Origin of the sequence: Hwanghaeella sp., from assembly GCF_965227365.1 — a bacterium.
Classification (GTDB): domain Bacteria; phylum Pseudomonadota; class Alphaproteobacteria; order UBA8366; family Aestuariispiraceae; genus Hwanghaeella.
Window position 1 is genome coordinate 3,946,074 of the sequence record NZ_OZ245754.1, and the last position, 23,775, is coordinate 3,969,848.

Below are 23,775 nucleotides of genomic sequence, written 5' to 3' on the forward strand. Positions count from 1 at the left end.
CCATGATGGCTTCCGACGTCGATATCATTCTGGAAAATACGCGCGTGACGGCGCCGCGTCTGGTGCCGGAGATTCAATTGCATCTGGCCGACGAGGATCGCGCCCTCTATCGGGCGGGAGAAGATGAACTTGATTCACTCGGCCTCGGCACACCGTATTGGGCCTTTGCTTGGGCGGGCGGCCAGGCCCTGGCGCGCTATATCCTGGACAACCCGAAAGTGGTCGCCGGCCGCCGCGTTCTTGATTTCGGCGCCGGATCCGGTCTCGTCGCCATTGCCGCGGCCAAATCAAACGCGTTCGACATTACCGCCGCGGATATCGATCCCGTCGCCGCGCAAGCCATGTCCTTGAACCGGACGATCAACGATGTCTGGTTCGAAATCGAGATGGAAGATGTGGTTGGCACGGCGGGCGACTGGGAAGTGCTGCTGGTCGGCGACGTCTGTTATGACAAAGAAATGGCCGACCGGATGCTGCCTTGGTTGAGGGAGATGCATCGCAAGGGCCGCTCGGTCCTGTTTGGCGATCCCGGCCGTTTCTACCTGAACGGCATGGGATTGGAACCGCTGGCCTCCTACCATGCCGAGACCACCGGCATCATGGAAGACAGTGACCTGCGGAACGCACGGGTCTGGCGCTTCGCCGATTGATAACCCTCTGAATCCGGCTTTTTGACGGCCAATTCGGCCAACGGACATAAATCCGCCATGCCTCCTTGTTATATTCTAAGGAATGTTTATATTAATCGATAACATTCCTTGGAATATATAGGAGCCTGCGATGTCATTGTCCCGACGCAAATTCATTCGAACGATTGGCGGAACCGGTATCGTCCTTGCCGCCGCCGGTATCGGATTGACCCAGTGTGACACCATGCCCGCATCCGCCGTGGAAGGCTGGACGGCGCCGGGCGCAGGCCGTGCGGATATTCGCGAATGGGTGCTCTCGCATGCCCTGCTCGCCCCGAACCCACACAATATGCAGCCCTGGATCGCCGATCTTCGGGAACCCGATGTCATAACATTGCATGTCGATCCCGACCGCCTGCTGGTCGAGACCGACCCTTACGGGCGTCAGATCCTTATCGGCCACGGGACGTTTCTGGAGCTACTGGATCTGGCCGCGCAGCACGCCGGATACCGGGCCGAAATGGACTACTTCCCGCAAGGCAGCGCGCCGGAACAAAGCGATGCCGGGGAAATCGCGCAAAGCCCCGTTGCCCGTATCACCCTCGTCAAGGATGACAGCCTCGCGCCGGATCCGTTGTTTGCCGCAATCCCGGTTCGGCGATCCTGCAAGGAACCATACGACGTGGACCGGCCGCTTTCCGAAAGCCACGAGCGGGATTTGCACGCCGCCCATATCGACCCCTTAATCTCCTTGGCGATATCGCGGGACGGGTCACTACCGGCGCAGCTGCGCGATCTGACCCGGGATGCGATGGTCCTGGAAATGGAGACACCGCGGACCCTGTGGGAGAGCATCAAGGTGACGCGGATCGGTGCCGAGGAAATCGAGGCAAATCCGGACGGTATCGATCTGCATGGACCGATGTTCTGGTGGCTGAAACGACTGGGCCTGATGACCAAGGAAAAAGCCATGGAACCCGGTACGATGGCCTATCAAGGCGGCATCGATTACGCGCTCGGATGGTCCGGTGCGACCCCGTCCTTCGGCTGGATTACCACCAACGGCAATGACCGCGAGATGCAAATCGCCGCAGGCCGGGCTTATGTCCGAATAAACCTGCAGGCCACGGCATCGGGCGTCGCCATGCATCCGGTCAGCCAGTTACTGCAGGAATATCCGGAGATGCAGGATCTGCAACGGCGGTTCTACGAAGCCGTGGCAACGCCGCGCGAAAAAACCATTCAGATGCTGTTCCGGCTCGGATATGCGGAAAGTCCCGGCCCAACCCCGCGCCGGCCACTCGACGCCTTGCTGCGAACCTGATCTGATCCTTCGCATGACGAATTCATTGACGGATAGTTCGGCGATCGATGCGGATGCGCCGGAAGAGGGCCCCGACCTCGCCCTGGGTTTTCGCATCGTTACCTGGATCGGGATAATCGAGCAGCTTACCCGAACCATGGCGAACCGGGATCTGTCGGCAATCGGGCTGCCGTGGAACCAGTTCGTGCTGCTGAACCACTTCAGCCATCGCCCGGCGGAGGGCAAGACGGTCACGGGCGTCGCCCGGGCGATGCAGCAGCAACAGCCGGGTATCACCAAGACCATGAAATCCATGGTCGAAGGCGGGCTTCTGCGGATCGAGGCCGATCCGAAGGACGGGCGCATAAAGTTTCACTACATGACCGATCACGGGCAGCAACGGCATAAGGAAGCCGTCAATCGGCTTTTGCCGCGCCTTCATGATCTATTCCGGGACTGGTCGCGGGAGGAAATGGATCAAACCTTTGCCTCGCTCGACCGCATGAAGGTCTGGTTGGACGACAACCGATAGGGCACGTCAGGACAGACGTCGGGTCCTATATCCAAAGGGGATGGCCGTCGGCGCCAAGGTTGCCTGTATCGCCGCCCTTCTGTCCGAATCCCCGACCATGGTATGGATGAAGTCCTCCGGCCCCTGATCGGCCGCGTGCCGCAGGCGGACCAATTCCAGTGCTTCGGCGGTCGTCATCGAACGAAAGCGCCTGCCTTCGCAAGGCACCGTCGCCAGGGCAATGGCCCCGCCTTCATCATGTTCGAGATGGCCGCGCGTTCCGACATAGGCGAAGGCGGTCGTATGCACCTGGTCGTCGGAAAGGTGAAGGGTCACGCCATCCAGGGCCGCGAAGAAGTAGTTGGCCGCCCTCACCTCGCTATGATGCATGATTTCCAACTGGTGACCGTCCAGCCAGGTCACGGCCAGTTCGACGGACGCGCCTTCCGAGACCTGCAGCATCGCCGGCACGGCGCCATAGCTTGTGATATGCGCGGAAAAGACGACGTCGAAATCCTTCAGGCGTCCCCGTTCAACCGGAATGACGTGGCCGTCGGCATTCCCGAATTTCTGCCGCAACCGTTCCGGCGATTGGTTCGATCCGAAAGCGAGTACCGGCGTGCGCCCCTGTTTCAAGGCGGCATCGAAGGGAGCTTCCTCACCGTTACGGTAAACGAAACTCCGCCGCGGAAAGGCGTAGGGATAGTTCCTGGCACGCGCCAGTACCGCGCCAGAGTCCGATTCATCAAGCGGCGAACCCGCCATATCAGCCCCTACAGATGGTCGATCCGGTAACGCGCATAGGCATCGTCGACATTGGCGGAGGATTTCTGCCACCAGACCTTCCGCGCTTCTTCATACGTCCCGAAGGGGCCGACCCGTTCCTCTTCGCCCTTGGCGATGGTCTTGAAATCGGTACCCGTATAAATACCGCCGACGACCCACCATTCGTCGTGTTCTTCCTTCTCGATATGGAAACGGGCATAGGCTTCGTCGACATTCTCCATGCTCTTGGCCCGCCAGACGGCCTTGGCCTCGTCATAGGTGTCGAACGGACCGAGGCGCGAGAGGGTTTGTCCCGGGGCAACGGTATTGAACTCGGTGCTCGTATAAACGCCGCCGACGACCCAGTATTGTTCCGACATCGCTTGCTCCTGCCTAATCCAAAGGCTTCAAATCAATCGTAATCACCATAATGCATGCGGCGTATAACGGCTCGCACCTTTTGCCTCAACCCCCGCATGGGGGTATTGCACAGCCCAACCTTCTAGCGCGATGCCGGGGTTGACGATAGCGCGGTGAAACCGCTTGATCGACGCCACCGGACCAAGTGGAACCCAGTCATGCCCTATGCCTCCCTTCGTGATTTCATGGACCGCCTCGAACGGGAAGGACGTCTCGTCCGGACCAAACAGGCGGTATCCCCCTTTCTGGAGATGACGGAGGTACAGACCCGCCTGCTGGCCGAGCGCGGGCCGGCGGTGCTGTTCGAAAACCCGGTGCGGCCGGACGGCACGCCCTATGACATGCCGGTCCTGACCAATCTGTTCGGCTCCGTCGAGCGTGTCGCCTGGGGGATGGACCGGACACCCGATCAATTGCGGGAAGTGGGGGAGACGCTGGCCTTTCTGCGTCAGCCGGAACCGCCCGGCGGCTTCCGCGAGGCGCTCGGCATGTTGCCCTTGGTGAAGACCGTTCTGGCGATGAAGCCGCGTACGGTCGGTCAGGCGCCCTGCCAGGAAATCGTTTTGGAAGGCGACGACATCGACCTGAACCGCCTGCCCATTCAGACATGCTGGCCCGGCGAACCGGCGCCGTTGATCACCTGGCCGCTGGTCGTGACCCAGGGCCCCAACCCGCCGAAGGGAAGCAAGGGTGACAAGACCGACGTCTTCAACCTGGGCATCTATCGGATGCAGGTGATGGGCAAGGACAAGACCCTGATGCGGTGGCTGAAACACCGCGGCGGCGCACAGCATTACCGGAAGTGGAAGAATGAACGGCCTGACCCGCTGCCGGCCGCGGCCGTGCTGGGCGCCGATCCCGGCACCATTCTGGCGGCGGTTACACCTGTTCCGGATACGCTGAGCGAGTACCAGTTCGCCGGCCTGCTGCGCGGAAAGAAAGTGGATCTGGTTGATTGCCGGACGGTGCCGCTGAAGGTCCCGGCCGAGGCCGAGATCGTCCTGGAAGGCCATGTCATGCTGGACGAGTTCGGCGACGAAGGCCCTTATGGCGACCATACGGGCTATTACAATTCGGTCGAACCCTTTCCCGTCTTCAAGATTTCCGCCATCACCATGCGGCGGAAACCGATCTATCTGTCGACCTTCACCGGACGCCCGCCGGACGAACCGTCGATCCTGGGCGAAGGCTTGAACGAAGTCTTCATTCCGCTGCTGCAGCAGCAGTTCCCGGAGATCGTCGACTTCTGGCTGCCGCCGGAAGGGTGCAGCTATCGCATCGCCGTCATCTCCATGAAAAAGGCCTATCCAGGGCACGCCAAGCGCGTGATGCTCGGCGCGTGGTCCTATCTGCGGCAGTTCATGTACACGAAATGGGTGATCGTGGTGGATGACGACATCGACGCCCGCGACTGGAAGGATGTGATGTGGGCCCTGTCGACCCGGATGGATCCGGCGCGGGACATCACGATGATCGAAAACACGCCCATCGACTATCTGGATTTCGCCTCGCCCGTCAGCGGCCTTGGTTCCAAGATCGGGCTGGATGCGACGAACAAATGGCCGCCTGAAACCAATCGCGAATGGGGCGAGCAGATCCGCATGGAACAGGATGTCATCGACAAGATCGACAGGCTATGGCCGGACCTGGGCCTGCCCGGCTCCGGCAAAAGCATCTGGTAACAGTGTCCAGGAAACCAAGACATTTACGCATGGGCTTTTAAGAAACTGAAAGCCGCCTATTCGCTTTTGTCGATACAATTGCGAACTCTTCGCATGTTAGGGTGAGGCCATAATAAAAACCCCTTCACCCCTGTTCGACTGAAACCATGACTGCGATCACCACGGATACCGAAGACGGAACGAACCGGCTGCCCTATTGGTTCAGCGCCGGTCATCTCTGCATCGATTGGCCCTTCGGCGCGATGTATCTCCTGGTCCCGTCGGCCGGTATCTATTTCGGCTGGTCCCCGGCACAGGTCGGCCTCATCCTGACGCTGCAGAGCGTCGGCGCGGCCTTCGCCTATCTGCCCGCCGGCCTGATGATGGACCGGTTGTCGGAACGCGGCCGGCTGTTGGCCGCGACCTTCTTCTGGGTGGTCCTGGGCTATATCCTGGCAAGTTACGCCGGCAGTTTCTGGCCCCTGGCCCTGCTGATGGCCTTCGCCTCACTGGGCGATGCGGCCTGGCATCCGATGGCGACCGGTATCCTGGTTAAAATGAACCCGCATCAGCGCGGCCGGGTGCTGGGCATCCATGCCATCGGCGGCACCCTGACCGGCGTCTTCTCCCCGCTGGTGGCCGGCGCCCTGTTGGAATTCATGGACTGGCGCGGCGCGATGCAATTCGTCCTGATCCCCACCGCCATCATGGGCTTTGTCTTTCTTTTTTATGTTTCCCGCAAGATCCCGCGGGTGGAGGTCGCCCATGCGGATCGGCCCAACCTGAAACTGTTGCTGCGGCAGTGGGGAACGCCGATCGGCGTGATGACCGCGGTGACCATGATGCTCTACAATCTGGGCCTGATCGGCGCGACCGCGATGGCGCCCCTGTACCTGCGCGATGCGATCGGATTGGATACTTTCCATGTCGGCCTCGCCTTTTCCGGCGCGATCCTGGTCGGCGCCCTGATCCAGCCCACCGTGGGACGGCTGTCGGATCAGGTCGGGCGCTGGCCCGTCATCATCATCGGCGCCTTGCTGGGCGCCGGCGGAGCGCTGACACTGGTCCTGTCCAACGACCTGATCTCGGCCCTGATCGGTCTCGCCGGCTGTATCGGCGCGCTGAACGCGGTGCGGTCCTGCGTGCTGGCCTGCGCGGTCGATATGTCGGGCAAAAGCGAGGCGACGACGCTCGCCATCGCCTTCGCGGTCCTGGACGGCATCGGCGCCTTCGGCGCGGTCGCGGCCGGTTGGCTGGGCACGGCGGATATCTCCCAAGCCTTCGTCCTGACCGTCATTTGCAGCACGGCGGCGGCCATACTCTCGCTGATCCTGATCAGGGTCTCTCACAAGGTTGCGATGGCCCGTTGATGCCGGCCGGCCCCGGGCCTACCTTGTTGAGGGAGATGAACCGCCAGAAACAGGTGCAGCCATGTTCTTCATGACGCCGAAGCACAAACTCGAAATGCCGTCCCCGCAGGACGCCCTGCCCGGACGGGACCAGCCCCTCGATACGCCCGATACGCATTTCGTTTCCGGTGCGCGGATCAAACCGCCATTCCCCGACGGCATGCAGACCATCGTCTTCGGCCTTGGCTGCTTTTGGGGTGCGGAACGGGTCTTCTGGCAAATTCCGGGCGTCTATGCGACCGCCGTCGGCTATGCGGGCGGCCATACGCCGAACCCGACCTATGAGGAGGTCTGCAGCGGCCGGACCGGTCATAACGAAGTTGTCCTGGTCGTCTACGACCCCGCCAAGGTCGACACCGCCGAAATCCTGAAGACCTTCTGGGAATCCCACGACCCGACCCAGGGCATGAGGCAGGGCAACGATGTCGGCACGCAATACCGCTCGGGCATCTATGTCTCCACGGAAGAGCAGCGCTTGCTGGCCGAGGCATCCAAGCAGGAATACGAAGCAGCCTTGGGCAAGCACCGCATGGGCAAGATCACGACGGAGATCCTGGAGGCCCCGCCCTTCTATTACGCGGAGGACTATCACCAGCAATATCTGGCCAAGAATCCGAACGGTTATTGCGGACTGGGCGGCACGGGTATCAGCTGTCCGATGCCGAGGCCGGTCGGCACCGCCGCGGAATAGAAATCTTCTCCGCCGAGAATTCCGTTCAACCGCCCAGCGATTCCGGCGGTTGGTCCACTTCGGTCACGTTGATGGCCATTTCCCGCGCCGCGGCCTTTTCAAGCGCGATATTCTTCTTGGCGTTGACCCCGTCGAAATCCTCGACACCCTGGCTCAAGGCATAACAGGCCAGGCTGATCGAAAGCGGGATCTGGACCTTCTTCCCGTCCCGCTCGCCTTTTTCGTAATACTGCAACACCCGCCGTTTGAGGCCCAAGGCATGCGCGGCATCCTTTTGTGAGAGCCCCATCTGCTTTCGCCAACGCTTGAACTGCCCCGGTGTCACTTCAACCTCATGATTTTTCTAATATTCGGCAGCGCAACAAGTGGTTGAACTGCCTCAATAATCGGCCTGCGGACTGTACAAAGACTTAATTTGTGGATCAAGAAAAAGCGCACATCGTGCACATTTCTCCTTGATAAGCGCACGGCGTGCGCCTATTTTCTACATGAAAGCGCACGAGGTGCGCAAGGCGGAACATGAAAGACCCGATATGGAATGACCCTGCCGGGGCACTTGTGAGATCCGTCCGAGCAAGAGGAGTACAGTACAATGGCACATACGCTCTTTGTCTGGCGCGAAAAAGCCTATGACGGCGAAATCGCGTTGGCGCGTAAAGGTCATCTGCTCAACTCCGCTGGAGCACGGAGGGCCAGTACGCTGGAAAACAAGCCGAAGCTTGTGTTCCGGGTACGCCACGACGACGCGGAAGAGCTGGTGACGGATCCGGTGGAAGTCTACCACCTGACCCACAAATACCCGCAGAGCACGGTTGATATCCTGCCTGTCGTCGCCTGACGCCACAGCCATCCCGGGCCGGGCTTCATCCCCCTAAGCCGCGACCAGGGATGCCGGGTAAGTGATGCCCGGGACGAACGGATAGTTTTACAGCGAAGCCTCCCCCAAAGCTTCGCCATATCGAGGGGCCGGCGTTTGTGTGGAGCGCCGGCCCCTTTTTCGCCCGTATTCCCCCTTGACCCCGCCAAACGACGACAGTACCGTCCCGGCCATGAACCTGAAGCCGACATATGGGCGCGACGGGCTACTGCTAGCCCTACGACTTATCGGCCCGGCGTCCTAACGCCGGGGGCCGCAAGGCCGTGCTTTGCCGGGCAAAGCCACCTTCAGAAGGGTAAACCTTCCGCTTCAGTTACGATAAGCCAGGTTCCAACCATGACTTCGAACCAATTTGACGGCACCCGCATCACGGGGCCAGGCATCGACACCGCGATGGAATTCTTTCCGAGAACGGGTCTTCGGGCTCTCCTACCGCGACTTATTTCCGGTCGCCGAACGACAAAGGCCCGTCGGTGACCGTAGCGAGCGCCCGCTTTAGCCCCCCAAAGCCCCCTCAAGGACCTTCCGGGGCAAATGAGAACAAGGATACACGCCGAGGCTGAAGGCCCGGCGATCGAGGAGAGAAACCATGGCAACCACGATGCCATTCGAGAAATACCGACCCTTCCCGCCAATCGACCTGCCCGACAGGACCTGGCCCGGCAAGACCATAACAAAGGCGCCGACCTGGTGCAGTGTCGATCTGCGGGACGGCAACCAGGCCTTGATCGAACCGATGGGCCCGGAACGCAAGATGCGGATGTTCGAGACCTTGGTGAAAATGGGCTTCAAGGAAATCGAAGTCGGTTTCCCGAGTGCCTCGCAGACCGATTTCGACTTTGTCCGGAAGCTGATTGACGAGAACCGGATCCCCGAGGACGTGACGATCCAGGTTCTGACCCAGGCCCGAGACCACCTGATCGCCCGGACCTTCGAATCCGTGAAGGGCGCGAAGCGGGTCATTCTGCATCTGTACAACTCCACCTCCACGCTGCAGCGCCGCGTCGTCTTCAAGGAAGACCGCGAAGGCGTTCGCAAGATCGCCGAGGAAGGCGCGAAACTGGTTTTGCAGCACGCCCGGAATCAGACCGACACGGAATGGGTGTTCCAGTATTCTCCGGAAAGCTTCACGCAAACCGAATTGGACTACGCGCTGGAAGTCTGTGAATCAGTCATGGATATCTGGGAAGCCAGCCCGGACAACAAGGTCATCATCAACCTGCCGGCGACGGTGGAAGTGGCGATGCCGAATGTCTACGCCGACCAGATCGAATGGATGGCCAGGAACTTCAGCGACCGCGACCGGGTCATCCTGTCACTGCACCCGCATAACGACCGCGGCACCGGCGTCGCCGCCGCGGAGTTCGGCGTGATGGCGGGTGCGGACCGGATCGAAGGCACCTTATTCGGCAATGGCGAGCGGACCGGCAACGTGGACATCGTCACGCTGGGCATGAACATGTTCAGCCAGGGCGTGGACCCGACGCTGAACTTCTCAAACATGCGGGATCTGGTGAGTATCGCGGAATACTGCAACCAACTGCCGGTCCATCCGCGTCACCCCTATGCGGGCGATCTGGTCTTCACCGCTTTCTCCGGCAGCCACCAGGACGCCATCAACAAGGGCCTGAAGGCGATGGAACAGTCGAATAGCGGGTTGTGGGAAGTCCCCTATCTGCCAATCGACCCAAGCGATGTCGGCGCCACCTATGAAGCAGTCATCCGCATCAACAGCCAGTCGGGCAAGGGCGGCGTCGCTTACATCATGGAGGCGGATCACGGTTTCAAACTGCCGCGTCGCCTGCAGATGGAGTTCTCGCAGGCTGTTCAGCGATTGGCGGACGATACGGGACAGGAATTGAGTTCAGACCTGATCTTCAACACGTTCAACGAACAGTATCTGTCGAACGAGACGCCCTATTCCTTCGTCACCCATACGACCGTTCCGGACACTCATGCCTCTGAAATGCGACGCATCGAAGCGAAAGTGAAACGAAACGGCGAGGACATCACGGTTCACGGCAAAGGCAACGGTCCGATCGACGCCTTCGTTCACGCCCTGAAGGACGAGGCCGGGATCGAGATCAAGGTGATCGATTATTCGGAACACGCGATCAGCGCCGGGTCCGACGCCCAGGCGGTCGCCTATCTGGAGGCGGAAACCGGAGACGGTGTCCGACTGTTCGGTGTGGGCCAGGATCAGAACATCGTCCGGGCCTCGCTGAAAGCGATCTGCAGCGCGGTAAACCGGGCGGTCGGCATGACGAAGGCCTGATCCAGAAACGTCGATCGACAGCAAAAAGGGGAGGCCACGCGCCTCCCCTTTTTCATTTCCGGTCTGCCTGTCCCTATTGCGACATCTGCTTCAGGTATTCGAGAACATCGGCACGGTCGGCGTCGTCCCGCAGGCCGAGATAGGCCATCTTGTTGCCTTTGACGACCGATCGGGGCCGACGGATGAATTTGTCCAGGTTTTCCTCGGTCCAGACCAAACCCGACGCACCGGCTTTCTGAAAGGCGTCGGAGTAGCCGAACCCTTCCGCCGCACCCGCCGGGTGACCCCAGATCTTATGGAGAGACGGACCGGTCCGATGGCTGCCCGGTTCAACGGAATGGCATTGGGCGCAGATGCTCTTGAACAGGATCTCCCCGTTTTCCGCGTCCGCGGCGCCCACCGGCCCCGACATCAAGGAAAGGCCGAACGCGAAGACCGACGCGACGGTCCCGACTGCAATTTTCATTCGTCTACTCCTTTGCCCCTGCCGGAACCTACGTTTCCGCCATCACTTCCGATCATTTCGTGCCGGATACTTCCGTCACTTTTTGTCCAGCCGATTGATATGGGCCATCGCATCCGACAGATGTGGTACGTAGGACTCCCCATAGCCGAGTGCAACCGCCTGGGCGAAGGCCTGATAGACGCCGCTGCCGACAGGCGAGGTGATTCCGAGGCTCTGAGTGAGGGATTCATAGTATCCGACATCCTTGTGCGCATTCGCCAGAGCGAATTTCAAACCGGATCCATCGCCTTCCAGCGGATAGCGCATTACCGCCTGGAACATGCCGCTGTTAAGGATCCCCGCCGAAACCAGTTCGTGGAGCATGGCCACATCGACACCGGCCTTGCGCGCGGTGGTGATGGCCTCGCACGTCGCCGAGGCTATCGTCATACCGAGGAAGTTGTTCAGCAGTTTAATCGTATGGCCCGCGCCCAGCGCGCCGACATGGAAGATATTCTCGCAATAGGTTTCGAGAACCGGTTTCATATCGGCGAACAGGTCGGCATCCCCCCCGACCATCGTGTTGAGGCGACCTTCCTCTGCCTCAACCGGCGTCCGCGCCAAGGGCGCGTCCAAGAACCGGACACCCTTTGCCGCCAAGGCTTCGGCGATTTTCAACGTTGATGACGGATCCGCCGTGCTGGTATCGACCACAACCATGCCATCGCTTGCCCCTTCGGCAACACCGTCGCCGCCCAAGACGATTTTCTCGATCGTCGGGGAATTGGGAAGACACAGGAAAACGATGTCGGATGCTTCCGCGACCGCTTTCGCAGACTTCACTTCGACCGCGCCCTTGGAGACCAAATCGTCTACCGGTTCGCGATTCCTGTTGCCGAGGATGGTCAGCGGATGCCCCTTCAGCATAAGGTTCTTGGCCATACCATGGCCCATCAGTCCAACCCCGATAAATCCCACTTTCCGTTTGTCGGACATTTAGCTCTCCCTGTTTCGGATATGTCAGGCCGAATGGCCTTCATACTGTTGGATCCGGTACCAGACTAACCCGCGGACTGGCCGGTATCCAGATAGGGATAGCATCTGCGATACTAAAATTTTAGTAGGAAACGGACGATTTTCCGGGTGCGTTCCGAAAACAGGGCAGGCGTGAAGAAACTGCCCGCCGCGCGTTTCGATACCTCGCCCAAGGTCGGATAGGGAAAGGTCAGCCCCGCGATGGCACCAATTTTCTGCTTGCCGGCAATCGCCTGAACCCAGGGCATGATCAGTTCACCCGCATGTGGGCCCGCGATCGTCGCCCCTTTGACCCGGCCCTTCTTGTCGGTGACCACCTTGATCAATCCATGTGTGGCGTGTTCCGCCTGGGCCCGGTCGTTCTCGGCGAAACTCCAACGCAGCAGGCGGACGCCGCCTTCTCCAAGCGCCTCGACGGCCTGCGCCTCGGTCATGCCGACATGCGCCATCTCAGGGTCGGTATAGGTGACCCAGGGAAAGGCCGACTGGTCCGTTTTCGCCCAGAACATCTTGAACAGTGTCTGACGAATTATGATGCCGGCATGATAGTTCGCCATATGAGTGAATTGCAGCCCGCCCGCCACGTCGCCAATGGCGAATACATGCTTGTTCGACGTTCGAAGGCCGGAATTCACCGTTATGCCTCTGGCCGTATGCTCGATGCCCGCGGCCGGCAGATCGAGGTCTTCCACATTCGGTTTCCGACCGGCGGCAATGAGCAGATGCGTGCCGGACAATTCCGACCGCTCGCCGTCGCGCTCGACCGATACCGTCACACCGGAACCGTTTTCGGAGACCGAAAGAACTTTCGTCCCTTCCAGCAGGGTCAGGCCCTCCGCTCTCAACCGCTGCTTCACGATACCCGCACATTCGGGATCGTCCCGGCCGAGAATGTCGAGCATCTCGACAACCGTGACCTGGGCCCCGAGGCGGCGATGGGCCTGAGCCAATTCCACGCCGATCGGTCCACCGCCCACGACAATCAAATGGCCGATTGGATCGGCGTTGTCGAAGATCGTCTCATTGGTGAAATGCGGTGTTTCGGAAAGGCCGGGAATTGGCGGCACCAACGGGCGGGAGCCGGTGGCGACAACGAAATGCTTTGCGCGGACGACCTGCCCCGAGTCCGTCGTCACCTCGCGCCCGCCGGTGAACCGCGCGGACGCCTGCAAGACGGTAACGCCCAATCCTTCGAACCGCTCAACGGAATCCATGGGGGCGATGGAGGCAATCACCCCTTTCACATGATCGCGGACGCGGCCCATGTCGATTGCCGGTTCGGCGGCGGAAACGCCGAACTGGTCGGCCGTCCGGATGGAATGGGCGGCATGCCCCGCCGCGATCAGCGCTTTGGACGGAACACAGCCCGTATTCAGGCAATCCCCGCCCATCTCCGCCCGCTCGATCAAAACGACCCGCGCGCCCATTTGCGACGCACCGGCGGCAACGGACAACCCACCCGAACCGCCGCCGATGACACAGATATCCGCTTCAATGGTATCCGACACGTTTGCTCTTCCTGTGACTGGACCTATTCCTATTCACGGGTCATCCCGTCGTGCTCACCTAGGTCCGTCCAAAGGCGGCCACCACGCACATCGCCTCACAAAGCCGTTAACAGGGACAGATCGCAAGGGCCGGATCACAGGGATTTGGACGCGATCTCGAAACTATCCTTGCTGAGCACCGGCACAGCCACGATACGTTCGAGCGCCGCCCGCATCAGCGCCTGGCGATCAGCGTCATACCGCCGCCAACTGCCCAAAGCGCCGACCATACGGGCCGCCACTTGCGGGTTAAGCGAATCCAGTTCGATGACGCTATCGGCCAGGAACGTGTATCCGCTGCCGTCCTTGGCATGGAAGCAGACCGGGTTGGCCATGGCGAAGGCGCCGACAAGAGAGCGGACCTTGTTGGGATTGCGGATGTCGAAACAGGGATGCTTGGTCAACGCCTTGACGCGACTGAGCGTATCGGAGCGGGAGGACATGGCCTGCAGCGCGAACCATTTGTCCATTACCTGCGCGTTGTCCTTCCATTTCGCCTCAAAAGCTTCCAATGCCGCGGTACGCTCCGGCCCGTCGGTTTCGATCAGGATCGAAAGGGCGGCGACCGTATCGGTCATGTTGTCCGCCCGGTCGAGACAGTCCTTCGCAAGCCGTGCGGCCGCCGGACCGTAATCCGCGGTGAGATAGGCGAGCGCTACATTCCGCAAGGCACGCCGCCCGGCCTGTTCCGCCGTCGGAGAAAAAGCCTCGCGAACCTCGTTGGCCGCCATGACCTCCTGTAATTCGGCCTTCAAATCGCTGCCGATCTTACGGCGCAGTTCCGACCGGACGGCATGGATTTCGTCGACATGAACCACCGGCAGCTGTTCGCCCACGAATTCCTCGGTCGGCAAGGTAATCGCCAGTGCCTTGAAGGCGGGATCAAGGTCGTTGTCCCGCAGAATGTTCCGGACCGCCCCGACAAAGGCATCCTGTCCCGTTCCGTCACTCTGTGCGCCCCCCGTCATGGCCGCAACGGCGGCCTTCATCAGCCGCGTCCCGTATTGCTGGCCGGCTTCCCAGCGCGCAAAGGGGTCGCTGTCATGCGCCATCAGAAAGGCCAGGTCCTCGTCGGTCTGATCTGTGTTCAGGATGACAGGCGCGCCGAAGCCTCGATTGGCGGACAGCACGGGTCGATCGCCTATGTCCTTGAAGGTGACCGTCTGGCGACGTTCCGTCAGGTGAATCAATCCGCCGTCGTCCAACGCCGGCGACTCGCTGACAAGCGCTAGATCGCCGCCATTCGCACCGAGGAGCCCGATCCGCAAGGGAATATGCAGCGGGTGCTTTTCGGCTTGGCCGGGTGTCGGCCGCGTCGTCTGTTCCAGCGTCAGTGTGTAGGTTCGATTGATCCCGTCATAGTCGGTGCTCACCGTTACCTCGGGCGTGCCCGACTGCGAGTACCAGCGTTTAAACAGGGACAGATCCTTGTCGTTGGCATCCGCCATCGCCGCGACAAAATCGTCGCAGGTCACCGCTTGCCCGTCATGGCGTTCGAAATAAAGCCGCAACCCGGCATTGAAGCCGTCCTGGCCGAGCAGGGTCTGCATCATGCCGATGACTTCCGCGCCCTTTTCGTAAACCGTCGCAGTATAGAAATTATTGATCTCGATATAACTGTCCGGCCGGACCGGGTGGGACAGCGGGCCGGAATCCTCCGGGAACTGTCGGGCGCGCAGCGCCCGCACATCCTGGATCCGCTTTACGGGTCTGGACCGCTGATCGGATGAGAATTCCTGATCCCGAAAGACGGTAAGGCCTTCCTTCAGGCTCAATTGGAACCAGTCACGGCAGGTGACCCGGTTGCCGGTCCAGTTATGGAAGTATTCGTGCGCGACGATGGATTCGATATTCGCGAAATCCGCGTCGGTAGCCGTCCCGGCGTCGGCCAGGATGTATTTCGCGTTGAACACATTCAGGCTCTTGTTCTCCATCGCGCCCATGTTGAAATCGCTGACGGCGACGATGTTGAAAATGTCCAGGTCGTATTCCAGGCCGAACCGTTCCTCATCCCAACGCATCGAACGGATAAGGGAATCCATGGCGTACCCGCAACGGTCCTCATTGCCATGCTCGACGAAGATTCGCAGCGTGACGTCGCGTCCGGACATGGTCCGGAAATGATCCTCGACCATCGCCAGATCGCCGGCGACCAGCGCGAACAGATAGGACGGCTTCGGGAAAGGATCCTCCCAAACCGATTCGTGGCGGCCATCACCGAGATCGCTTGTCGAGATGTTGTTGCCGTTGGAAAGCATCACCGGGCAGGCAGTCTTGTCGCCGCGCAGCGTCACCCGGTACTTGGCCATGACATCCGGCCGGTCCGGGAAATAGGTGATGCGTCGAAAACCTTCCGCCTCGCACTGCGTGCAGAACATGGTATTCGACACATAGAGCCCCTCCAGCCGCGTATTGGCCTTGGGGTTTATCGCGGCACGGACCGCCAGGGTGAAATCGTCGGGCGCATCGAAGACGGTCAGGGATTCTTCCGTGACCTGATAGCCGGCCGGCGGCACCGCGGTCCCATCGATCGAAAGGTCGAGCAGTTCGAGGTTCTCGCCATCCAGAACCAGGGGATCGCCCGATGCCCCGCCCGTGCGGCGAAGGCGCAGGACCGATGAAACGATCGTCCTGTCGGGTTCGAGATCGAAGGTAAGATCGACCGTGTCGACCGAAAACACCGGCGGTTCATAATCGGCGAGCCGAATGGTCTGGGGAAGATCGGTTTTCATGGATACGCACTACTCCTGGTGTCGAGAACCAGGAAATTAGCGCATTTTCCAGCCTTGGAAAGCCGCACGATCATCAAGGGCCGGCAAGGCTGCCCGATATGTCTATTCGGATGGCTGTTGGTTCGGCGGCCGTGCCTCGACGGAGCCGGGCCCGTTCTTGCGGGCCTTTTCCAGATACCATTCTGCATCGGCGACGAGACCCGCAAAATCCTGCTTCTGGTTGTCGTATTCGACCGCACTGACACAGATGTTCACATCGATCATCTGTCCGGCGTGCTGCAGTCCGCTTTTGCCGAGGCGATCACAGATTCGGTGCGCCACCGGCATCGCCTGCTCCAGATTCGTCTCAGGCAAGACCGCGATGAAGCGGCCATCCTGGATCCGCGCCAGCGTATCGACGACACGCAGGGAATGACGCGCAATCTCGCTGACGAACTTGATCACCGCATCGCGGTTTTCGCGCCGGTCCTGCGCCAGCAATTCAAGGATATCGAAGCGCAGAATGGAGAACGGCCGCTTGTAACGCCGCGCCATTTCGACCGCCTCGGTGCCGCGCAGTTCCGCGTGGGACCAATTGCTGCTGCTGGTCAGTGGATCCATGTGACTGAGGCGGGTGAGGTCGTCCTCCACCTTTCTGGTCTCGGTAACATCGCGCACGACGGTCAACCGTCCGCCGTCATCCATTTCATATTGCGCGACGATGATAACCTGCCCGCTCGGCAAGGCCTTTTCCAACCCGTTGCTGGTCACATGCTCATGCGCGAGGATGTTTCTGGCTTCGAAACGCAGGGAATCGAAAATGATCGTTCCGTCCGCCGCTTCGATCCGGACACCGTCCGAACCGATCTGAAGCGCACGCTCCAAAGCCTCGATGCGCGCCTCCATGTCATTCTTTTCCCGGTCAGTCACTGGAAAGCTTCCCTGATCCGTTCTCTGGAGTCTTTTTGCAGATTCCATCATTTTGGTCACGATTCATCATACCCGAAAAGCTGTCGTTCCTAATACTCATGCCATCGGGTTCTATTCGGACCTACCGGAATTCGCTGTGACCGACGGCACGATTCACTAGAATTTGGGTAAAATGCCAGACGATGGCAGGCAGGGGCCGGAGGGCTATCGAAGCGTATGCGGCGGCAGTTCGGCGGTGAAATCATGGGGTTCGGTATCCCGTACGGACGGACGCTCGCAGACCCTGCCCCAGAACCCGCATAGCGCGGGATAGTTCCGGGCGAGGTCCGCCGCAGCCGGCACGCGCAAGCCGTAATCCAATATCGGCGCCAGGACGAGGTCGGCCAATGTCACGCCATCCCGATCCCCCGGACCGAGAAGGGAGTCGATGACCGAGAAAGCCGTATCGGTAACCTGGAGAGATGCATTCACTGTATCGGGATCGGTCGTCCCGCCCTCGACGGGTTTGCGGAGGACCTCCACGAACAGCCCCCAGACAAGAGCCTTGTACAGGTAGCTGTCGCAGATGCCGATGATCTGGTTCTGACGGGCTCGGCCCAGAGCATCCGCCGGCTGTAGCGGGGGGCCTTCGAACGCCTCGTCGACATAGCGAATGATGGCCTGGGTCTCGATGATCCGCGTTCCGTTATGGAAAAAGACCGGCATCTTGCCGAAAGGATGCAGGTCACGGTTCGGGTCAGGTGGGTTCTCGGCGAAAGGGTTCAGGGGAAGCAGATTGTAGGCAACGCCTTTTTCCGCGAGCGCGAGGCGGGCGATCCGCACATAGACGCTGAAGTCCATGCCATGCAGTTCGACCGGTTCGGACACGCTTCCCTCCGCAGTTCGACCTGGCCCTGCTCGCGCGTCACGCCCCGTCGAGCGCGTTCCAGATGTTTTCGACCCGTTCCTTGATCATCAGGGCTTCTTCCCAACGGTCGGACATTTCGTAGCCATCCGGCCCGGTGATCGCATATTCGACCGGCCCCAGTTCGCAGAGGAAATTGACCACTGCATCGTCCGCCGCCCTGCCCCGCCAGGACCGCAGACCGTCTTCCCACCATTTCGCGAACTGATCGAACCATTTCTGGTGCTGCGGAAAGGAAATCTGAACCTGAACCTGCTCGCGGCTGGCCACGCGCCCTTGAAATGCGTCGGAACGGGCCAGAATCCGCTGGATCAAGGCGTCGTCCTCGGCAGAGATCGGATACCAGAACTCCCTGTCGACAAGATAATGGGAAAGATCCGCGCAGAGCTTCATTTCGGGGATCGCATCGATCAGCTGCAGCGTTGCGAACAGATCGTTGGTGATGCAGTTCCGATGGGTTTCGAACAGGATCGGGACCTCTTCCTCGCCGGCCATGTCAATCCAGGCCCGGATCACCGGGATCATCTCCTCGACCGTGATCGGCATGACCTGCCCGATTATGTTGACATAGCGGGTGTCGAATTGTTTCGACATCCGAAGGACCGGCCTCAGGTCTTCAATGGTCTGCGGGAAAGCGTTGATCAGGCAGCCCAGCCCGTGCCGCTCGAAATGGGGTCGCGTCGCCAGGGCCTCCTCATTGTTCATGACGCCGAGATCGATCGCCATGCCCGCATAGCCCGCATCGGCGACCATCTGGAAATTTTCCGCGACCGGCCGTTCGAAACCGTCGGGCCGCCGCAACTCCATCGCCCAAAGCGATTGGAAAACCTCCAGACGCTGCATCAGGCAGTCTTTGCCGTCGCCGGCAGATCATCGGGAAGCCCGTCGGCGATCCATACCTGATCCATCGGATAATCCGCCTCCGTCCGGCCGTTCATCAGGCGGCGGATTGCTTGCGCCTGGAAACCGAAATAGGTCATCGAGTAGGGTTCCCGCCCCCATTTCTCCACGATATCCCGATGCAGTTCGGGCAACAGGTGGAACGGCACCGACGGGAAGGTGTGATGTGCCGTGTGATACTGCATGTTCCACGCCATCCACCGCATGAAGGCGTTCGTGCGCAGGGTGCGGGTATTTTCCAGCGTGTTCGGATTGTGGCTGAGCCCGAGATGCTCGCTGGAATTCTGTAGTTGATGAACGCATTTCGTCAGCATCATGGGTGCGAGCCAGAAAATCACCGCCGCCCAGCTTTCCAAGACGAGCGAGACGACCGCGATCCCCAGATACAGCAGGAAATGGACCCGGCCCTCGAAGATGACCGTCGCGTGTTCCTTTTCGCGGATATATGGCTCCACGACGATGCCGCGCGTGAAACGCAGGATCCGTGCGATCCGCGTCTGCCAATAGACGATCCCCGACAGCCAAAGCAGATAACTTCCCAGCGTGAACGGGTCCCGCGCCAGTTCGCCGTCCTTTTCCCAGTCCTGGGTATGGCGGTGATGGGCGAAATGCTGGATCTGATCGAAGTCCCGCGGATAGAGTTCGATGAATCCGACAAGGCGTCCGAACCACTCGTTCAGCCATTTGGTCTGGAAAACCGTGTTGTGGCTCAATTCATGCTGCGCGGCATAAAGGAAGTTCAACAGGACGCCGTGCAGAATGAAGACCGGGACGGCCCAATAGCTGCCCCATGTCTGCCAGAGCAGAGCACCCGTGGCGCAGATCGCGCCCAGATGGCTCAGCATCTGCAGCCAGCCCTTTGCGTCCGACTTGGCGCTCAGCACCTTCAGACGCTGCGGGTCGATCAAACCGCGTCTGCCCACGAAATCATCGACGGTCCGTTGAACCATTGTTCAGCCTCCTCACTCAGGATGTCTGTCCGACAACTCCTCCCTGAGGCGATTCTTGTTCTTTGTTTCCCAGCCTGTCTAGCACGGGTTAATCGTTAAGGGCGGTCAGATTTTCTCGCGCCTTCGTAACCATGGCGACGAAATCGGTATAGACCGTCACGAACTGGAAGCCCTTGGCGATCCAGTCCTTCGCCATTTCGACCGATCCGCAGTGAATGCCGGCAACGACACCGCAATCGCGGGCCCGGCGCACGATCTCCTCGATCGCGCCGACCACTTCGGGGTTCGTCGGGACGCCGGCCGGCTGATGGCCCAGACTCAACGCCAGATCGCTCGGCCCGACATAGATGCCGTCGATACCATCGGTCCGGCAGATCGCTTCCAGATTGCTCATCGCTTCCCGGGTCTCGATCATCGCCATGTTGATGATGGTTTCGTTCGCCTTGGCGGCGTAATCAGCACCGCCGTAGAGCAGGCCGCGCTGGGGTCCGTAACTGCGTTCGCCCTGGGGCGGAAACTTGCTGTTCTTGACCAGCATCGCCGCATCGTCCGGGGTGTTCACCATCGGACAGATGATGCCGTAGCAGCCATCGTCCAGCACACGCATGATCTTTGCCGGATCGTTCCAGGCAACGCGTGCCAGCGGCGTGCAGTCGAAGCGGCTCACGACCTGAAACAGCTGCCGGGCGGTCAGTTCATCCGCGAAACCGTGCTGAAGGTCGACGGTGCATGAATCCCAGCCGACACTGGCCATGCCCTCGGCCGCCATGGTCGACTCCAGCGCCAGCCAACCGTTCTTGACGACCCCACCGGATGCCCAAATTTCTCTTACCTTGTTCGGCCGCACCGCCCGTCCCCTTGAGCTTTGTGATTGTTTTGAATCGGGGCTGCCGCCCCGGCGCGGCAGCATCGCGCGGAAGCGACCCTGCTTCAAGGAATATGCAGTCCCCGAACACCCTGGAAATGCCGGGTCAACGGTGCTGTTCCGAAACGCCACTGATCGGCGGCGAGGGGGCCGGTCGCGGTCAACTGTTGCCGCGGCGTCCCATGCTCATGGCCCAGTAATGGGTATAGACCGCCCTGCCCCGGTCCAGGGACAGAAAACGGTAACCGATGCCGACATCGCGTATGTCCCGATTCAGCATGGCTTCGCGATGGCCGGTCTTGGATTCGATCCATCCCTTTACCGCGGCGGCGGGACTGCCCATACCGGCGGCGAGGTTTTCCAGGACAAGGCCGCGATAGCCGACAGCGGCCGCCCGGTCTCCGGGCCCCTTTCCGCTCGGCGTTTCATGCGCGAAATAGTCCCGATAGGCCATATCGTCGGCATGGCGTTGCGCGGCTTCGTTCAGCAGGGGGACAAGGCGCAACGGCGGCAATCCGTGCCGGGCACGGAACGAATTCACCTCCCTTAGAACGCCCTGGCGCCAGTTTCTAGCCGCCGGCTTCGGGGGGTTCCCAAGCACCAGGACCCAGTATTCCAACGCCCCGAACTGAGGATCTTCCACCCGTTCGACGCCGACACCGGCATTGCCGAAACGGCTGTTCGTGACGGTGCGTCGGGTTCGCGTGTCGTCGAACCACCCCGTCGCGACCTCGCCGAGGGCGGCCTTGGTCCCGGCCGAGGACACAACACCGATATCATTGCACGGAACGCCGGCATCCTCGATCAGGCGGCAATAGTCGACGTCGCGTCCGGGCTTGGCGGAATAGCGCGCGATCAGTTCCGCTGCCTTGGCCAGGCGCCTGTCGAACAGCAACGGCGACAGGACCCGCTTTTCCCGGGCTTGATTGACCGCCTTCAACAAATCCCCCTCCCGGTCCTCCACCGCGAAAGCCGGCGCCGAGCAGATCAGGAGCAGAACGTGAAGAAACGCGAGTATCCGAGCCATACGACAATATTAGGCGAAAACGATCGAGGAACGAAATTCTTAAAGCGGGGCCGCCATGCGCCGGAGGACAAAAACGCCCGACGGTAGTAGCGCCGCCCCTTATTACAATCATTTGTCAAATAACGGCGACGCCCTCTATAAACGGCACCCAGGGATTGAGCGAAAATGGATCAACAAGGCTGCCTGACAGATGCCGGATACTCGAGGCAAGGCCGAACCCCGCGCCGGGGCAAGAGCAGGACGGATCCTTTACAGATCGGGCCCGTTCTTGATTTTGGCGCTGATGGTGGGTTCGCTGTTTTACTGGCTGTCCGGCGGCTTCTTTCAGGTTCCCCCGGGCCAGGTCGGGATCAAATGGGTTCTCGGGACCGTTGTCGGCACGTCGGAGGCAGGGCAGGACTTCAATATCCCCGTTCCGTTCGGCAAGGTCACCCTGCTACCTGAAAAACTGCAATTCGCAACACCGATCGGTGATAGCGTCGCGAGGACGTCGGATGAGCCGGCAAACGATACCGGAACGCCCGAGGTGGAAAGTCTCTACTTCACAAGGGACGAAAACATGGCGGTGGTTGGCGCGGTCGTGTTCTGGCGGATCGCCGATACTACTGCCTATTTCCAAGGGCTCGAAGACCCCGAGAATACAGTCTCATCCCTAACGGAGGCTGCGTTGCGACAGGCCATCGCTTCGGTTGACTTCCTGGACTTGATGTACCGCGAGCGAGGCAGAATACCCGACAAGGTCCAGCCCGCCGTTCAATCAACGCTGATCGGCCTGAACGCCGGCATCGAGATCCTGGCGGTCCAGTTACAGAACATCGACTACCCGCCGGATGCGCAGAAGAGCATGCAGAATGTCGCAAATGCACGTCAGGAATTCGAGCGTGGCTTGAACGAGTTGAACCAGAAAAAATTCGAACATTTGGAGCAAACAAAAAACAAGGCCCGTCAAATTGTCGAAACGGCACAAAAGAACGCCGATGAGCGGCTTCAGAAGGCAAAGCGCGATGTGCACGTGATGTCGTCCCTATATGCCGAATACCAGGCAAGCTCGGATGTAGTCGAACGGGCTGGTTACCTCGCCGCCATCCGCGAAATCATGGAAACACGGTAACGGGAACGGGACCATGTTCACCAAGGTCGGCTATTTGCTCGTTCTCATCCTGCTAACCATGGTGCTGGTCGTGATGCATTACGGCTTCGTGGTGAATATTGGCGAAAGCGTCGTCGTCTACCGAGAAGGACAGGACCCCAAAGTATTCGGCAAACCCGGCGTCTCCTTCACGTTTCCCCAGCCTGACAGGCTTGAGCGCATCGACAACAAGATCCGAAGCCGATTGGGCGCTCCCACCGAATACTACACCAACGACCAGCGGGTTCTTATTGTTCGGACATTCGTTATCTACCGGAAGGCGTTTCCCGCCGCGGTCGCTGCCGCTTTGGACACTGCGGCGGAGGCGGCATTCATCGACGGCACGGTCGAGCGCCACCTGAAAAAAGCGGTCGGAACGCGGGGCTTGTATAAGACTTTGGCCGGCGGTCTCGACGAGCTTGCCGCCACAGTCGAGGAAGAGGTAGCGAAGGATCTGGCCGCATCCTCAATCGAGGTCCTTGCCCTGCGCCTTCCTCTTATGACGATACCGGAGGAGAATCGCGCAGTCGTTGAGCGAAGAATGGCAACGCGGCTGGACCAGGATCGGCGGAGGATACTGGCCGAACTCGAAATGGAACGGCGCAGGGTCGCGGTTCTCAATGCGAAAGCGGAGGAAACTCACCTGCCTCCCGCGCAACGGGACGCAGATGTCATCCGGTTGAAATCGACGGTGCAGGCCAATGCTCTTTACCTGAACGTCCTGGAGGGAATGCCCGAGGTGTCTCTGGACTGAGGATCCGGCCGGCGACATCGCGCGGCCGGATCACACG

Annotated in this window: 23 protein-coding genes; 10 read left to right on the forward strand and 13 right to left on the reverse strand. The window is 60.3% G+C overall.

All coding sequences use genetic code 11. The features are described 5' to 3' along the window. Positions 1-2: 2 nt before the first annotated feature. From ACQK2G_RS18095 to ACQK2G_RS18105, 3 genes are all read left to right on the forward strand, one after another. Positions 3-650 (forward strand): class I SAM-dependent methyltransferase, encoded by a 648-nt coding sequence (locus tag ACQK2G_RS18095; protein ID WP_425406435.1) that lies wholly within the window; start codon positions 3-5, stop codon positions 648-650. A gap of 130 nt (positions 651-780) precedes the next feature. Further along, positions 781-1,953: an Acg family FMN-binding oxidoreductase gene (locus ACQK2G_RS18100; protein WP_425406436.1), complete on the forward strand. Its 1,173-nt coding sequence runs from the start codon at positions 781-783 to the stop codon at positions 1,951-1,953. A 13-nt stretch (positions 1,954-1,966) separates the two neighbouring features. Continuing rightward, positions 1,967-2,464: a MarR family winged helix-turn-helix transcriptional regulator gene (locus ACQK2G_RS18105; RefSeq protein ID WP_425406437.1), complete on the forward strand. Its 498-nt coding sequence runs from the start codon at positions 1,967-1,969 to the stop codon at positions 2,462-2,464. A gap of 6 nt (positions 2,465-2,470) precedes the next feature. Here ACQK2G_RS18105 and ACQK2G_RS18110 read toward each other — a convergent pair whose 3' ends face one another. Together ACQK2G_RS18110 and ACQK2G_RS18115 are read right to left on the reverse strand one after the other, a co-directional pair. Further along, positions 2,471-3,208: a hypothetical protein gene (locus ACQK2G_RS18110; protein WP_425406438.1), complete on the reverse strand. Its 738-nt coding sequence runs from the start codon at positions 3,206-3,208 to the stop codon at positions 2,471-2,473. A gap of 8 nt (positions 3,209-3,216) precedes the next feature. Then, positions 3,217-3,588 (reverse strand): DUF4170 domain-containing protein, encoded by a 372-nt coding sequence (locus ACQK2G_RS18115; protein WP_425406439.1) that lies wholly within the window; start codon positions 3,586-3,588, stop codon positions 3,217-3,219. 198 nt (positions 3,589-3,786) lie between these two features. Here ACQK2G_RS18115 and ACQK2G_RS18120 point away from each other — a divergent pair, with 198 nt between their 5' ends. The 3 genes from ACQK2G_RS18120 to msrA all read left to right on the forward strand — a co-directional run bounded on the left by ACQK2G_RS18120 (position 3,787) and on the right by msrA (position 7,389). After that, positions 3,787-5,310: a UbiD family decarboxylase gene (locus ACQK2G_RS18120; RefSeq protein WP_425406440.1), complete on the forward strand. Its 1,524-nt coding sequence runs from the start codon at positions 3,787-3,789 to the stop codon at positions 5,308-5,310. 146 nt (positions 5,311-5,456) lie between these two features. Further along, positions 5,457-6,659, forward strand: coding sequence for an MFS transporter (locus tag ACQK2G_RS18125; RefSeq protein WP_425406441.1), 1,203 nt, complete (start codon positions 5,457-5,459; stop codon positions 6,657-6,659). Between the two features lie 61 nt (positions 6,660-6,720). Next, positions 6,721-7,389 (forward strand): peptide-methionine (S)-S-oxide reductase MsrA, encoded by a 669-nt coding sequence (gene msrA / locus ACQK2G_RS18130; RefSeq protein ID WP_425406442.1) that lies wholly within the window; start codon positions 6,721-6,723, stop codon positions 7,387-7,389. 25 nt (positions 7,390-7,414) lie between these two features. Here msrA and ACQK2G_RS18135 read toward each other — a convergent pair whose 3' ends face one another. Continuing rightward, positions 7,415-7,714: a helix-turn-helix domain-containing protein gene (locus tag ACQK2G_RS18135; RefSeq protein WP_425406443.1), complete on the reverse strand. Its 300-nt coding sequence runs from the start codon at positions 7,712-7,714 to the stop codon at positions 7,415-7,417. Between the two features lie 267 nt (positions 7,715-7,981). Here ACQK2G_RS18135 and ACQK2G_RS18140 point away from each other — a divergent pair, with 267 nt between their 5' ends. Next, positions 7,982-8,227 carry a hypothetical protein gene (locus ACQK2G_RS18140; protein ID WP_425406444.1) on the forward strand — a complete coding sequence of 82 codons (246 nt, stop codon included), beginning with the start codon at positions 7,982-7,984 and terminating at the stop codon, positions 8,225-8,227. Between the two features lie 628 nt (positions 8,228-8,855). Next, positions 8,856-10,541 (forward strand): 2-isopropylmalate synthase, encoded by a 1,686-nt coding sequence (gene leuA, locus ACQK2G_RS18145; protein ID WP_425406445.1) that lies wholly within the window; start codon positions 8,856-8,858, stop codon positions 10,539-10,541. 73 nt (positions 10,542-10,614) lie between these two features. On the opposite strand, the gene ACQK2G_RS18150 is transcribed toward leuA, so the two are convergent. The 10 genes from ACQK2G_RS18150 to ACQK2G_RS18195 form a co-directional block, all read right to left on the reverse strand. Next, positions 10,615-11,007 (reverse strand): c-type cytochrome, encoded by a 393-nt coding sequence (locus tag ACQK2G_RS18150; protein WP_425406446.1) that lies wholly within the window; start codon positions 11,005-11,007, stop codon positions 10,615-10,617. Positions 11,008-11,082: 75 nt separating this feature from the next. Continuing rightward, positions 11,083-11,982 carry an NAD(P)-dependent oxidoreductase gene (locus ACQK2G_RS18155; RefSeq protein ID WP_425406447.1) on the reverse strand — a complete coding sequence of 300 codons (900 nt, stop codon included), beginning with the start codon at positions 11,980-11,982 and terminating at the stop codon, positions 11,083-11,085. A gap of 113 nt (positions 11,983-12,095) precedes the next feature. Next, a complete protein-coding gene (locus tag ACQK2G_RS18160; RefSeq protein WP_425406448.1) occupies positions 12,096-13,529 on the reverse strand; it encodes a dihydrolipoyl dehydrogenase family protein in 1,434 nt (477 codons plus the stop codon). Positions 13,530-13,663: 134 nt separating this feature from the next. Next, complete coding sequence (pepN, locus tag ACQK2G_RS18165; protein ID WP_425406449.1) at positions 13,664-16,300, reverse strand: aminopeptidase N; 2,637 nt, start codon at positions 16,298-16,300, stop codon at positions 13,664-13,666. A gap of 102 nt (positions 16,301-16,402) precedes the next feature. Continuing rightward, complete coding sequence (locus ACQK2G_RS18170) at positions 16,403-17,209, reverse strand: GGDEF domain-containing protein (protein WP_425406450.1); 807 nt, start codon at positions 17,207-17,209, stop codon at positions 16,403-16,405. A gap of 204 nt (positions 17,210-17,413) precedes the next feature. After that, entirely contained in the window at positions 17,414-18,076 is a 663-nt protein-coding gene (locus ACQK2G_RS18175; RefSeq protein ID WP_425406451.1) for a glutathione S-transferase family protein, read from the reverse strand. 37 nt (positions 18,077-18,113) lie between these two features. Continuing rightward, positions 18,114-18,956: a sugar phosphate isomerase/epimerase family protein gene (locus ACQK2G_RS18180; protein WP_425406452.1), complete on the reverse strand. Its 843-nt coding sequence runs from the start codon at positions 18,954-18,956 to the stop codon at positions 18,114-18,116. Continuing rightward, positions 18,956-19,963, reverse strand: a complete 1,008-nt coding sequence (locus ACQK2G_RS18185; protein ID WP_425406453.1) for a fatty acid desaturase — start codon at positions 19,961-19,963, stop codon at positions 18,956-18,958. Before ACQK2G_RS18185 ends, ACQK2G_RS18180 begins: the two co-directional genes overlap by 1 nt. 88 nt (positions 19,964-20,051) lie before the next feature. Then, a complete protein-coding gene (locus ACQK2G_RS18190) occupies positions 20,052-20,810 on the reverse strand; it encodes an HpcH/HpaI aldolase family protein (protein ID WP_425406454.1) in 759 nt (252 codons plus the stop codon). 178 nt (positions 20,811-20,988) lie between these two features. Continuing rightward, positions 20,989-21,855, reverse strand: coding sequence for a CAP domain-containing protein (locus tag ACQK2G_RS18195; protein WP_425406455.1), 867 nt, complete (start codon positions 21,853-21,855; stop codon positions 20,989-20,991). A gap of 268 nt (positions 21,856-22,123) precedes the next feature. On the opposite strand from ACQK2G_RS18195, the gene hflK reads away from it, so the two are divergent. Next, on the forward strand, positions 22,124-22,966 hold the full coding sequence (hflK, locus tag ACQK2G_RS18200) for a protease modulator HflK (RefSeq protein WP_425406456.1): 843 nt from the start codon (positions 22,124-22,126) through the stop codon (positions 22,964-22,966). 13 nt (positions 22,967-22,979) lie between these two features. Further along, complete coding sequence (locus tag ACQK2G_RS18205) at positions 22,980-23,738, forward strand: SPFH domain-containing protein (RefSeq protein ID WP_425406457.1); 759 nt, start codon at positions 22,980-22,982, stop codon at positions 23,736-23,738. The last annotated feature ends 37 nt before the right edge of the window (positions 23,739-23,775 follow it).

Excerpts from the sequence above, each read along its gene's own strand:
- leuA (WP_425406445.1), top strand. The coding sequence starts at position 8,856 with ATGGCAACCACGATGCCATTCGAGAAATACCGACCCTTCCCGCCAATC.
- ACQK2G_RS18180 (WP_425406452.1), bottom strand. The coding sequence starts at position 18,956 with ATGCAGCGTCTGGAGGTTTTCCAATCGCTTTGGGCGATGGAGTTGCGG.
- ACQK2G_RS18150 (WP_425406446.1), bottom strand. The coding sequence starts at position 11,007 with ATGAAAATTGCAGTCGGGACCGTCGCGTCGGTCTTCGCGTTCGGCCTT.
- ACQK2G_RS18100 (WP_425406436.1), top strand. The coding sequence starts at position 781 with ATGTCATTGTCCCGACGCAAATTCATTCGAACGATTGGCGGAACCGGT.
- ACQK2G_RS18095 (WP_425406435.1), top strand. The coding sequence starts at position 3 with ATGATGGCTTCCGACGTCGATATCATTCTGGAAAATACGCGCGTGACG.
- ACQK2G_RS18110 (WP_425406438.1), bottom strand. The coding sequence starts at position 3,208 with ATGGCGGGTTCGCCGCTTGATGAATCGGACTCTGGCGCGGTACTGGCG.
- pepN (WP_425406449.1), bottom strand. The coding sequence starts at position 16,300 with ATGAAAACCGATCTTCCCCAGACCATTCGGCTCGCCGATTATGAACCG.
- ACQK2G_RS18125 (WP_425406441.1), top strand. The coding sequence starts at position 5,457 with ATGACTGCGATCACCACGGATACCGAAGACGGAACGAACCGGCTGCCC.
- ACQK2G_RS18120 (WP_425406440.1), top strand. The coding sequence starts at position 3,787 with ATGCCCTATGCCTCCCTTCGTGATTTCATGGACCGCCTCGAACGGGAA.
- ACQK2G_RS18105 (WP_425406437.1), top strand. The coding sequence starts at position 1,967 with ATGACGAATTCATTGACGGATAGTTCGGCGATCGATGCGGATGCGCCG.
- ACQK2G_RS18185 (WP_425406453.1), bottom strand. The coding sequence starts at position 19,963 with ATGGTTCAACGGACCGTCGATGATTTCGTGGGCAGACGCGGTTTGATC.
- ACQK2G_RS18195 (WP_425406455.1), bottom strand. The coding sequence starts at position 21,855 with ATGGCTCGGATACTCGCGTTTCTTCACGTTCTGCTCCTGATCTGCTCG.
- msrA (WP_425406442.1), top strand. The coding sequence starts at position 6,721 with ATGTTCTTCATGACGCCGAAGCACAAACTCGAAATGCCGTCCCCGCAG.
- ACQK2G_RS18115 (WP_425406439.1), bottom strand. The coding sequence starts at position 3,588 with ATGTCGGAACAATACTGGGTCGTCGGCGGCGTTTATACGAGCACCGAG.
- ACQK2G_RS18155 (WP_425406447.1), bottom strand. The coding sequence starts at position 11,982 with ATGTCCGACAAACGGAAAGTGGGATTTATCGGGGTTGGACTGATGGGC.
- ACQK2G_RS18140 (WP_425406444.1), top strand. The coding sequence starts at position 7,982 with ATGGCACATACGCTCTTTGTCTGGCGCGAAAAAGCCTATGACGGCGAA.
- ACQK2G_RS18205 (WP_425406457.1), top strand. The coding sequence starts at position 22,980 with ATGTTCACCAAGGTCGGCTATTTGCTCGTTCTCATCCTGCTAACCATG.